A 12,059-nucleotide genomic window follows, 5' to 3' on the forward strand; every position below is an offset into this window, starting at 1 on the left:
TCTATGATTGAAATCAAAAATATCGTCAAAGGTTTTTCTGATAAAGTAGTGATTAATGATGTAAGTGCTGTGTTTGAAACCGGCAAGTGCAATCTCATTATCGGTGCCAGTGGTAGTGGTAAAACGGTACTTATGAAATGTCTTGTTGGTTTGTTTGAACCGGACAGTGGCGAAATTCAATATGATGGCGAAAGCTTTACCAACATGAATGCAGATGAACGGAAAAACTTACGCCAGCAGATTGGCATGCTGTTCCAGGGCAGTGCTTTGTTTGACAGTATGACCGTAGAACAGAATGTGATGTTTCCGCTGGATATGTTTACAAGACTGAACCAGAAACAAAAACACGACCGTGTGAACGAAGTACTGGCAAGAGTAAACCTCACCGGCGCCAATGCCAAATTTCCTTCTGAAATAAGTGGTGGTATGAAGAAACGGGTGGGCATTGCACGTGCCATTGTACTCAACCCGAAATTTTTGTTTTGTGATGAACCGAACAGTGGTCTTGATCCCAAAACTTCTTTAGTAATTGATAAACTCATTAAAGAAATTACTACAGAATACGGCATGACGACCGTTGTGAATACACACGACATGAACAGTGTAATGGAAATAGGCGATAATATCCTTTTTATGCACCAGGGTCATAAAGAATGGAGCGGCACCAATAAAGACATTATCTTCAGTAAAAACGAGGAGCTGAACAAATTCATTTTTGCTTCTGAGTTTTTAAAAGATGCCAAGGATATGCGTATGCTGGAAGCAAAAGGAAAAATAAGCGACGACCGGAATATGGATGAAATGATTAAGTAAGAAGAAAAAAGCCGGTAGTCATTAACCGATAGTAGTTAGTTGTTTGCAACTTTATATAAAACGGATTGATGATGAATATAAAATCATTCTTTCTTCTGTTACTTTTTTTTGTAATAGCACCTGTTCTGGCTCATGAGTTCTGGCTGGAACCACAGCAATATATTTTTTCAAGGGGCGAAGAAATCAATATCCGTTTAAAAGTGGGCGAAGGATTTAAAGGGGAGAACTGGAGCGGCAACCGTGAAAAAATAAATTTGCTCCAACTTTATTACAGCGATGTAGTTGATTCATCACTTCACCAACACATCAGCGATGAAAAAGGAGACTCGCTTCAATTCAGCATTTTTGAAGAAGGTACAGCGATGGTAGTTTTTAATAATCTCAACACCTATATTGAACTGGAGCCGCAAAAATTCCTGGAGTATGTAACGGAAGATGGGTTAACCAACGCAATTGATTACCGCAAGGAACATAATGAATCAGATTCTGCAGGAAGAGAATACTATCAGCGTTCCGTAAAAACGATTGTACAAGTCGGTGCTGTTAAAACAGATGTTTACAAAAAGCAAACTCCATTACCATTGGATATTATTCCGCAATCACAACCTTATGCAGTAAACGGTAAGCAACTCATGAAAATGAAAATCCTGTTTAACAAAGAACCATTATCGCAACATAAAATAAGAGTGTGGCATAAAATGCCCGACGGTGTTACAGATTCTTCTTACACCAGTGATGAAAACGGTATCATCAGTTTTACAGTGGAACCCAAGGGTGAATGGATGGTAAGCTGTGTAAACATGATTCGCCTGGAAGATGACCCCAAAGCTCAATGGCAAAGTTACTGGGGCAGCTGCACCTGGGGCTATACAGGAAAGAATGTGGCAAGTGTTTGGGCGAGATGATTTGAATGGAACAAATGAATTAAGAAAGCCCGGTTTGGGTCGACCTGCGAAGCCGTCTGAACCAACACCTGCACATTGCTGTGAAAAAAGCTGATCAAAGAAGTATAGCGGAAGGGCTGCGGGATGGAAGCGGAAAGCCCGCATCCGCCCCCCGGAGGGCGGGAGGACTTGCAGCGTACAGCCCGGCAACTGCTGCTATTAGTATCTGAGATGAGAGCCCCCAAAAACCGTATAAACAAATAAACCAATCAACCTTCAACCCTTATCTTTGCGCCACAAAAAAGCAATCCATATGAGCATTCTGGTTAATAAAAATTCCAAAGTAATTGTACAGGGTTTTACGGGTACGGAAGGTACGTTTCATGCTACGCAGATGATTGAGTACGGTACCAATGTGGTGGGTGGTGTTACGCCCGGTAAAGGCGGCACTACGCATTTGAACAAACCTGTATTTAATACGGTGGAAGATGCGGTAAAACAGGCGGGTGCCAATGTGAGCATCATTTTTGTACCGCCGGCCTTTGCTGCCGATGCCATTATGGAAGCTGCCAATGCAGGCATTGAACTGGTGGTTTGTATTACAGAAGGCATTCCGGTACAGGATATGGTGAAGGCAAAAAATTATTTAGCAGGTACCAAAACAAGATTGATCGGACCTAACTGTCCGGGTGTGATAACAGCGGGAGAATGCAAAGTGGGTATTATGCCCGGCTTTGTGTTTAAACAGGGTCGTGTAGGTATTGTGAGCAAGAGTGGTACCTTAACTTACGAAGCAGCTGACCAGGTGGCAAAAGCAGGTCTGGGCGTTTCAACTGCAGTAGGTATTGGTGGTGATCCCATCATTGGCACTACTACGAAAGAAGTACTGGAATTATTTATGAATGATGAGGATACAGATGCGGTGGTGATGATTGGTGAAATCGGCGGTGGTATGGAAGCAGAAGCAGCAAGATGGTATAAAGAAAATGCAAAGAAACCGGTGGTTGGTTTTATTGCCGGACAAACAGCGCCTCCCGGCCGCCGTATGGGTCATGCCGGTGCTATTATTGGTGGTGCAGAAGATACAGCTGCTGCTAAAATGAAAATCATGAGTGAGTGCGGTATTCATGTTGTTGCCAGCCCGGCCGATATCGGAAAGACGATGGCTGCAGTGCTGAAGAAATAAATATGCTTCTTTAAAAGACATCACCTTAAACTCAAAATGGTGACGCCTTTTTGATAAATAAAAATCCCGCCGTACAGCGGGATTTTTTGTATAGGTTGTTTTTACTGAATCCTGTTAATCCCTGTAGTTCATGATGAACTGGGAGAGTTCTGTTTTACTGTTACCGAAACTGAATACATCATTCACCACAAAGTAGTTGTTACGGTCAGTTGTGTAGCGGTAAGCAAACTTAGCCAGCTCCAGTTTGTTTTGTTCAAAACTCATTTGCTGCATCAACTCTCTTACCTGCGTACTGCTCACAAAATTGTTTGGCAATGTTGAGCGGATCATGTTGAGTTTATTATCATCAAAGCTTTCCCGCTGAATCATTTGCTTGAATTGCTGAAAGCTGTTGTTATCCATCGCCTGGTCACGGCGGCCATTGTTCCAGCCACCACCATTGTTCCAGCCGCCTCCGTTATTCCAGCCGCCATTGTTCCAGTTATCATCCCAGCGGTTGTCAATGGTTTGTTCGTCTACAAACACTCTTCCGAAACGGTTGATGAGAATATCTGTATGCATACCCTGCCGTAAGTTGAGGTTTACATTATAGATAAGATCACCATTGCGGTTATTGCCCCTGCCCCATCCCCTGTCGTCACGGTCACGGCTGTTACGGTTCATGGCATAAATCTGTATACGGTGCATGCCGGGGTTGAGATAGCTGATGCGGATATCATTGTTCTGATCCTGGATCCATTGCCCGTCAATCATTACACGTATGGGACGATTGGTTAAACTCGTTACACTAAAGCGGGTTTGATTCCAGTTGCGGTTGTTGTTATTAGGCCCCCATTGTGCAACAGCAACAATGGTGGTGAACAACATCGTGATAAGGGTAAAAATCTGTTTCATGTGATTCATTTTTAATGGTTATCAATTGCCACTTAGTATGCCCATCATTAGTTATTTGAAAGGAGGCGATGGGCATTTCATAAAACCTCCTTTGTTTTTTACATAGATGACAAACCAAATGCCGTAAGCAGCATGCAATCAATTAAAGATTCGTTAAAGGAAGGAGTAACAGGCAGAGACATTATACTATTATCATTGGGGTATTTACATTGTAGTATTGCAAGACTTTCGGGTTCACCTAAATGCGGAGCATTTATATCTCTGTGTGCCCTGTGCCCTCTGTGTGCAAAAAAACTGCACACAGAGATATGGGGAGAGCACAGAGGAAAACGCCCCCACGCTTCTTTAGTTGTAAAAAGGCAACGGATAATCGGAAGGCGTTTTTACTTATCTCCAAACAAAGGCAACACCTTATACTACAAAAGGTGTCGTCTTTGTTTGTTATCCTTCACATTTATGTAATCACATTCTATTTTGCATCTCATCATCACACAAACAAAATTTTGATACCTTACATTAAAATAAAACACACATGCCCTTCAAACGAATCATTCTTGCTAACATTTTATTTTTTGCTTTTACTACTATGCAGGCACAACCAACATTTAATTATACAGCCGCCTGGAAAAAGGTGGATGAGCTCATGAATAAAAAAGGACTCACCGCTTCGGCCATCAAACAGGTGCAAGCCATTTATACCGCTGCCCAAAAAGAAAAGAATGATGCACAACTCATCAAAGCCCTCATCTTCCGCATCAACCTGCAGCAGGAAAAAGAAGAAGATGCAGATCTGCTTTCTATTCAGCAATTAGAAAAAGAAGTACGTATTGCAAAAGAACCGGCCAAAAGTATTCTCACCAATCTCTTAGCGGAAGCTTATTGGCAATACCTGCAAAACAACCGCTGGCAATTTTACGACAGAACCAATACCGTACAGTTTCAAAAAAACGATATCAGCACCTGGACCCTTGATGACCTGCATCAACGCATTGCAACATTATACCTGCAATCTTTAGCACAGGAAAAACTATTAAAGCAAACAAGGCTGGATAAACTGGAGCCTATCATTGAAAAAGGAAATGTGCGGCACCTCCGCCCCACTCTTTTTGATCTGCTGGCCCATCGTGCACTCGACTATTTTGAAAATGATGAACGCACCATCAGCATACCGGCTGATGCATTTGAACTCAACAATGCTTCTGCCTTTGACCCCGCAACTGATTTCATCAATCGCAAATTTCCAACGGCTGATTCATCATCGCTTCATCATAAAGCATTACTGCTTTATCAGCAACTCATCCGCTTTCATTTAAACGATCAAAAACCGGATGCATTGATGGATGTGGACCTGAGACGTATTGAATTTGTGAACCGTTTCTCCACGCATGAAAACAAAGATCAACAGTACCGAACTGCACTCAATCATTTGATAAAGCAATACAACAACCAGCCCGTTGTTTCACAAGCTGTTTATTTATTGGCAAAAGATTATGCTGATTTTGCAGCAACCTATGACTTCACCCAACACAAAACGGATGATGATCTGAACCCACGCTGGTATTATAAAAAAGCATTGGAACTCTGCAACACTGTTATCAACCAAAAAGAAAAAACAGAAGGTAAGATCAACTGCAGCAATTTGATCCGTGAAATCAGGAACAAAGAATTATCACTCAAAACAGAAAAAGTAAACCTGCCTGATCAACCTTTCCGTTCGCTCATCACGTACAGGAATACGCCTGTACTTTATTTCCGCATCATCCCCGTAACAAAAACGCCGGATGAAGAAACAGAACGGGAGAATTATTGGGAAGCAGCTTACTGGAACAAACTGGCAAAACTGAAACCTGTGCAACAGTTTCAGTACAACATGCCGGCAACAGAAGATTACCAGGTACATAAAGCCGAGATTAAAATCCCTTCATTGCCGGTGGGAACATATCTCATCATAGCCAGCGCCAATGAACAGTTTAGCACGGCAGAAAATATTTTAAGTGCACAGTATGTACATGTAAGTGCATTGGCCTGGATTTATAACGGCCAGGATTTTTTTGTGCTGAACCGGGAAACAGGTAAACCCATTCAACAGGCAACGGTACAGGTATGGAAACAAGCTTACATTTATAACAACAGCAAGTATGAATTAACAAAAGGTGAATTGTACAAGACGAACGCAAACGGCTATTTTCGTTTTGCAGGTGATAAAACCAGTGAACAATACCGGCTGGATGTAAGCTATGAAAAAGACCGTTTGTTCCTGGATGATGGTTTTTACAATTATAACTGGCGTGGTGAAGCAACCAACCGGGATGAATTGAAAAACAGGAAAGCCTTTCTCTTCAGCGATCGTTCTATTTACCGTCCGGGACAAACAGTGTACTTCAAAGGCATTGTCATCACCAACGATGCTGCAAGCGGCAAACCAAAAATTGTAAGCAATTACAAAACCACTTTGTACCTGTACGATGCCAATTACCAGAAAGTTGATTCCATCAAAGTAAGTACGAATGAATATGGTTCATATACCGGAAGTTTTGTGTTACCGCAGGGCGGTTTGAACGGACAGTTTTTTATTAAAGATGAAACCATTCAAAGCCAGCTTTATTTTTCAGTTGAAGAATACAAGCGTCCGAAATTTTATGTGGAATATCCTGTGTTGAAAGGAACGTACAAAGTGGGTGATGCAGTAAAAATTACCGGCAACGCCAAAGCCTACGCAGGAAATAATATTGACAATGCGAATGTAAAATACCGGGTGGTGCGGGAGCCAAGATTACTATATCCGTGGCTGTGCTGGAAATGGGGATGGCCGCCTACGGAGTCGCAGGAAATTGCACATGGTGAAACAACTACCAAAGCAGATGGAAGTTTTGAAATTATCTTCACCGCTATACCTGATAAAAAAGTACGGAAAGAATTAGAACCGGTATTTGATTACAAAGTAATTGCTGATGTAACAGACCTCAACGGTGAAACCAGGTCCGGCGAAACCATCATCAGTATCGGTTATAAATCTTTATTCCTGGAAATTGATCTCCCGCAGGGTGAAACCATGCTGGCTGACAGTTTGAAACAGATCAGCATCAGTACCAAAAACAGCATGGGTGCCTTTGAAAAAGCAAATGTAACAGTAAGATTTTACCAATTAGAAACACCCAAGCGACTGATCCGTGACCGTTACTGGGAACAACCCGATCAGTTTTTAATGAATGAACAGGAGTACATCAGCAACTTCCCCTATGATGAATATGATGATGAGAGAAATATTTCAAACTGGAAACGGGGAGAGAAAGTGTTTGAACGTAGTGACTCTAGTTTAGAAAGTGGAAAATTCAAAATTGAAAATCGAAAATTTGCGGCGGGTTGGTATGCTATTGAAGCGATAACAATAGATAAAGATGGTAATGAAGTAAAAAATATTGCTTTTATCCAGTTAACAGAGTCGAATGAACAACCGGTACTTCCCACCTATGTTTGGGATGCAGTAAGAACAATTACCAAAGAACCCGGACAAACTGCCACCTATCGTTTCGGCAGCAGTGCCACTGATTTGTTTGTGATTGAACAGCAGGAAAAAGAATTCAGCAAAGAGCCGGTGTATGCGTTCTTCAACATCAGTAATCAGCAAAAAGAATTTACACATACCGTTACAGAAAATAACCGTGGTGGTTTTGGTTCTGTATTCTCTTTTGTAAAACAGAACCGTTTTTATAATACAACCCGTTTTGTGAATGTGCCGTACACCAATAAAGAACTAAAGATCAGTTTCGAAACCTACCGCAATAAAACCTTACCCGGCAGTACTGAAGAATGGAAAGTAACCATCAGCGGCAGCAAGGGAGAAAAAGCAGCTACAGAATTATTAACGAGTATGTATGATGCATCGCTGGATCAGTTTAAACCGCATGGATGGACAAAGCCGGATTTATTTGGAAGTAATAGTTTGAGGAATAATTGGAAGGATGGTGGTTTTGATGAAGCTCGTTCCCGGGAGAAATATTTTGACAATCCAAAAGTTTATGATTATGCAAAAATTTATGATGATCTCTTAACGATTGACCATGTAGCATTGAATAGTCCAAAACACATGAAAATGCCCATGCCAGTTATGCAGATGGCAGAAGGAATTCCAGTAATTGAAAAAGATACAAAATTCGCTTTTAATCTTAATGGCGAAATTGATTTAGCATATAATGAAGTTGGGCCTAAAACAGGAAAAAACAGAAATACACAACCCAAAGAAATTCCTTCTTCTGAAAATAACATCCAAATCCGTAAAAACTTTTCCGAAACAGCTTTCTTCTTTCCGCAGTTGCAAACAGATTCCAATGGCAATGTGATTATCAAATTCACCATGCCGGAATCACTCACCAAGTGGAAATGGCAATTGCTCAGTCATACCAAAGATGCTTCGTTTGGCATTGCCCAACAGGAGATTGTTACCCAAAAAGAGTTGATGGTACAACCCTTTGCTCCCCGTTTCCTCCGGGAAGGTGATCGCTTTTTATTCACTGCCAAGATCACCAACTTAACGGATAAAGAAATTACCGGTAACAGTCAGCTCCAGTTTTTAAATGCTTCTACCTTACAACCAGTAGATGCATGGTTTCAAAACCTGACTCCGTTTCAGTATTTCACCGTAGCAGCGGGACAAAGTACGGTGGTGAGTTTTCAAAGCGAAGTGCCTTACAATTTCAATGAGGCCGTTACGTACAGGATTGTGGCTAAAGCCAACGATAAAAGTGATGGCGAAGAGATGACCCTGCCTGTTCTCACCAACCGTATGCTCGTAACAGAGTCGCTCCCGCTGAACATGCATGGAGATGGCACTAAGAATTTTTCTTTTACGAAATTATTAAACAGCAATTCCCCTACACTGCAGCATCACCGTTTTACTGTTGAATTCACCAGCAATCCTGTTTGGTATGCTGTGCAGGCATTGCCTTATATGATGGAGTATCCTTATGAATGTGCAGAACAAACATGGAACCGTTTTTATGCCAACGCTCTGGCATATCATATTGTTTCCAAAATGCCAAAGATCAAAGCGGTGTTTGAACAATGGAAAATAAAAGATACTTCAGCATTACTTTCGAATCTACAAAAGAATGAAGAATTAAAAGCCGTATTGCTGGCAGAAACGCCCTGGGTATTACAGGCAAAGAATGAAGAACAGCAAAAGAAAATCATCGCTTTGTTGTTTGATATGGTGCGGATGAGCAAAGAGCTGGACAAAGCATTGAATCAACTGCTGCAAATGCAGAGCAGCAATGGTGGTTTTGTGTGGTTCAAAGGCGGACCGGATAACCGCTACATCACCCAATACATTGTTACGGGTATCGGTCATTTGCAAAAGCTGAATGCATTGCCGGCAGCATCCGAAAAAACCATCAACGCTTTACTGTTAAAAGCCATCCCCTATCTGGATAACAAACTCAAAGAAGAGTTCGAGTGGTTAAAAAAACAAAAAGTAAAACTCAATCAAAACAATATCAGCTATACACAAATACAGTATTTGTACATGCGGAGTATGCTGCAACAGTTGCCGCAAACCAGGGGCACCGAAGCAGCCTTTGCCTATTACAGTGCACAGGGCAAACAATACTGGTTGCAGCAAAGCCGCTATATGCAGGGCATGCTTGCATTAACCTTACACCGCAACAAAGAGGCAGCAACAGCCAATGCGATTGTAAAATCGTTAAGAGAAAATGCATTGATGCATGAAGAGATGGGCATGTACTGGAAAGAATTCAACAGTGGTTATTACCGGTACCAGGCGCCGGTGGAAGCACAGGCATTGATGATTGAAGTATTTCATGAAGTGGCAAAAGACACCAAAGCCGTAAGCGATCTGCAAACATGGCTGCTCAAACAAAAACAGGTGCAGAACTGGAAAACCACCATTGCCACGGCTGAAGCCTGTTATGCATTGCTGCTGCAGGGAACGAATGTATTAGAGCAGGAAACATTGGTGGAAGTAAAAGCAGGTAATCAATTCTTTTCATCTGCCACAGAAAAAACAGAAGCAGGAAGCGGTTATTTTAAAAGAAGTGTGGAGGGAAGTTTGATAACAAATGATATGGGAAAGATACAGGTACACCTCACCCCTAACCCCTCTCCAAAAGGAGAGGGGAAAGCAAACCACTCCGTGGTTTGGGGTGCTGCTTACTGGCAGTACTTTGAAAACTTAGATAAGATTACTTCTGCCGAAACTCCTTTGAAATTGCAGAAGAACTATTTTATTGAACGCAACAGCGCCAAAGGGCCGGTGTTAACTCCCGTGGAAGAAGGAACGGAATTGAAAGTGGGCGACAAACTCAAAGTACGTATTGAGTTGCGTGTGGACCGTAACATGGAGTATGTACACATGAAAGATATGCGTGCCAGTTGTATGGAACCGGTGAATGTATTGAGTACGTATAAATGGCAGGATGGTTTGGGTTATTATGAAAGCACGAAAGATGCGAGCACCAACTTTTTCTTTGACCGCCTGCTACGTGGCACTTATGTGTTTGAATACCCGCTCTTCATTACCCATGCCGGTACCTACAGTGCAGGTATTACCACCATACAATGTATGTATGCGCCGGAGTTTACAAGCCATAGTGAAGGGGTGCGGGTGAAGGTGAAGGAGTAAAATTTTTTTGTACAACTAGAAAGGCGACACAGATTGATGTCGCCTTTTGTGTATCAACAATCTAAAAAGGCGACAAAAGAAGCTATGAAAACCATTGGTTTAAGAAATTGGAATTTTAAAGGAGTGGCGTATATTTATGTGTTGTATGCCACTTTATTAACACACCATGCAGATTTCAGTTACAGCTTACCTTGACAACTTACTTAATGAGCTTCTTTCCGCAGACAGGTATAAAATTATACTGAAACGCACTTGGGCGACACAATTTCCTAACACGCCTGGAGTTTATATTTTCCGCCTTGGTGACACAGTTATTTACGCAGGTGAGACAGGGAGTATTCGGGGACGGATGAAAGATCTTATTGATACTCGTAATCATACACTAAGGCGTTCACTCGGGACAAAATTATATTCGGACAGAGTTGACTTTACGAAACCTTCTTCCAAACAAAGGTTTTGTGACGCTATTGAAGCAGAACTTGACAAATATATTTCATCAAATTTGACACTTTCATTTATTCCTGTTGCACTTGGACGAAAGGAACTCGAAGAAAAACTCTTTTCCGTTCATTCACCAGAGTTTAATAATAAGGGTTTAAGAATAACTTTTTAAGATGGAACATAAACCTTTATCACAAGAACAAGTTCTATACAGACAAATAGACGATATTCTTTGGACTGAATGGGACCCTATCGGCATCAATGATTGTGAACAAGCAAGAGATGAGTATTACGGATACCTTCCTCATGTTTGGCGTTTAAAACTGCAAGGTGCCGACGCTGAAACTATCGCACAATATCTATTTGACGTAGAGATTGACAGAATGGGCTTGAATGGCGACATAGAACATTGTAGGAAAGTTGCGAACAGAATCATTAGTCTCTGATTGTGACAGAGAAAAGCGGCATACAACAATCGGTTTGCTGCAATGCTGGCTGACGAAACGCAGCATCAACTGTTGTTCACTTATCAGCAGTAGTTCCAGCCGACATTACGCTATTGAGCAACAGAATATATTTTGTACTTTGGTTTTTCAATCGGCTTCAGTTGCCAGGCTGAAAATTATAAAATACCAGCCCTGCGGCAAGCCGTGATCGTTGCCTGTAATGGCAGGACCAACCATCTAACTATGACAAAAGACAAAATCAAAAATCTCTTAGACTTCGTTCCGGTTATCATCTTGACAGTTTATGCCATCATTATGTTATGGACAGTTTCAACGACAGACATTGTTTTACAAAGTGAACACTATGCTGGCTTTACACTTCTTATTATTACAGTCGGACTTTTTATTATGCGACACAAACTTGGTGTATTGTCATTAGGTTTGACACTTTTACTTGGTGTTTTCAAAGTTCTTTCATATTCGGCAGCTATTACATTTTATTCCTTCGGTGGCACTATAAACGGACACTCGTCGCCTGACATAAAAATCCAAGCCGTTTTTCTTTTATGGTTGCTCATTCATTTTATTGTTTCAGGCAGACACTACGTAGGTATTGCGACAAAAAGTTATTGGCAGGACTTATTCGCTAAACCAATTGAAATTCCTAACGATTGACAGTAAGCCACTACAAGCAACATGAACTGTGCAAAAAACCAAGCAATTTTCTATTTTTTTTTATGACTTCTCTGAACAGTAAT

8 protein-coding genes are annotated in these 12,059 nt (G+C 41.4%); 7 read left to right on the plus strand and 1 reads right to left on the minus strand.

The annotated features are described in order from the left end of the window. The first annotated feature begins 3 nt into the window (after positions 1-3). The 3 genes from PDL71_RS15790 to sucD all read left to right on the plus strand — a co-directional run bounded on the left by PDL71_RS15790 (position 4) and on the right by sucD (position 2,883). Positions 4-813, plus strand: a complete 810-nt coding sequence (locus PDL71_RS15790) for an ABC transporter ATP-binding protein (RefSeq protein WP_407522790.1) — start codon at positions 4-6, stop codon at positions 811-813. A gap of 68 nt (positions 814-881) precedes the next feature. Beyond that, positions 882-1,718, plus strand: a complete 837-nt coding sequence (locus PDL71_RS15795; RefSeq protein WP_407522792.1) for a DUF4198 domain-containing protein — start codon at positions 882-884, stop codon at positions 1,716-1,718. Positions 1,719-2,010: 292 nt separating this feature from the next. Further along, positions 2,011-2,883, plus strand: coding sequence for a succinate--CoA ligase subunit alpha (gene sucD, locus PDL71_RS15800; protein ID WP_407522794.1), 873 nt, complete (start codon positions 2,011-2,013; stop codon positions 2,881-2,883). A gap of 114 nt (positions 2,884-2,997) precedes the next feature. Here sucD and PDL71_RS15805 read toward each other — a convergent pair whose 3' ends face one another. Further along, positions 2,998-3,777, minus strand: a complete 780-nt coding sequence (locus tag PDL71_RS15805; protein WP_407522796.1) for a DUF4476 domain-containing protein — start codon at positions 3,775-3,777, stop codon at positions 2,998-3,000. A gap of 532 nt (positions 3,778-4,309) precedes the next feature. Here PDL71_RS15805 and PDL71_RS15810 point away from each other — a divergent pair. The 4 genes from PDL71_RS15810 (at position 4,310) to PDL71_RS15825 (ending at position 11,976) form a co-directional block, all read left to right on the plus strand. Continuing rightward, on the plus strand, positions 4,310-10,414 hold the full coding sequence (locus PDL71_RS15810) for an alpha-2-macroglobulin family protein (RefSeq protein ID WP_407522798.1): 6,105 nt from the start codon (positions 4,310-4,312) through the stop codon (positions 10,412-10,414). A gap of 166 nt (positions 10,415-10,580) precedes the next feature. Beyond that, positions 10,581-11,027 carry a GIY-YIG nuclease family protein gene (locus PDL71_RS15815; RefSeq protein WP_407522800.1) on the plus strand — a complete coding sequence of 149 codons (447 nt, stop codon included), beginning with the start codon at positions 10,581-10,583 and terminating at the stop codon, positions 11,025-11,027. A gap of 1 nt (position 11,028) precedes the next feature. Further along, complete coding sequence (locus PDL71_RS15820) at positions 11,029-11,301, plus strand: hypothetical protein (protein WP_407522802.1); 273 nt, start codon at positions 11,029-11,031, stop codon at positions 11,299-11,301. A 243-nt stretch (positions 11,302-11,544) separates the two neighbouring features. Continuing rightward, the gene (locus PDL71_RS15825) at positions 11,545-11,976 is read left to right on the plus strand and encodes a hypothetical protein (protein WP_407522804.1); all 432 of its coding nucleotides are present in this window, start codon (positions 11,545-11,547) and stop codon (positions 11,974-11,976) included. The last annotated feature ends 83 nt before the right edge of the window (positions 11,977-12,059 follow it).

It is taken from the genome of Lacibacter sp. MH-610, from assembly GCF_045780045.1.
Taxonomy (GTDB): domain Bacteria; phylum Bacteroidota; class Bacteroidia; order Chitinophagales; family Chitinophagaceae; genus Lacibacter.

Coding starts and splice junctions, on each gene's coding strand:
- PDL71_RS15790 (WP_407522790.1), top strand. CDS start 4: ATGATTGAAATCAAAAATATCGTCAAAGGTTTTTCTGATAAAGTAGTG.
- PDL71_RS15795 (WP_407522792.1), top strand. CDS start 882: ATGATGAATATAAAATCATTCTTTCTTCTGTTACTTTTTTTTGTAATA.
- sucD (WP_407522794.1), top strand. CDS start 2,011: ATGAGCATTCTGGTTAATAAAAATTCCAAAGTAATTGTACAGGGTTTT.
- PDL71_RS15805 (WP_407522796.1), bottom strand. CDS start 3,777: ATGAAACAGATTTTTACCCTTATCACGATGTTGTTCACCACCATTGTT.
- PDL71_RS15810 (WP_407522798.1), top strand. CDS start 4,310: ATGCCCTTCAAACGAATCATTCTTGCTAACATTTTATTTTTTGCTTTT.
- PDL71_RS15815 (WP_407522800.1), top strand. CDS start 10,581: ATGCAGATTTCAGTTACAGCTTACCTTGACAACTTACTTAATGAGCTT.
- PDL71_RS15820 (WP_407522802.1), top strand. CDS start 11,029: ATGGAACATAAACCTTTATCACAAGAACAAGTTCTATACAGACAAATA.
- PDL71_RS15825 (WP_407522804.1), top strand. CDS start 11,545: ATGACAAAAGACAAAATCAAAAATCTCTTAGACTTCGTTCCGGTTATC.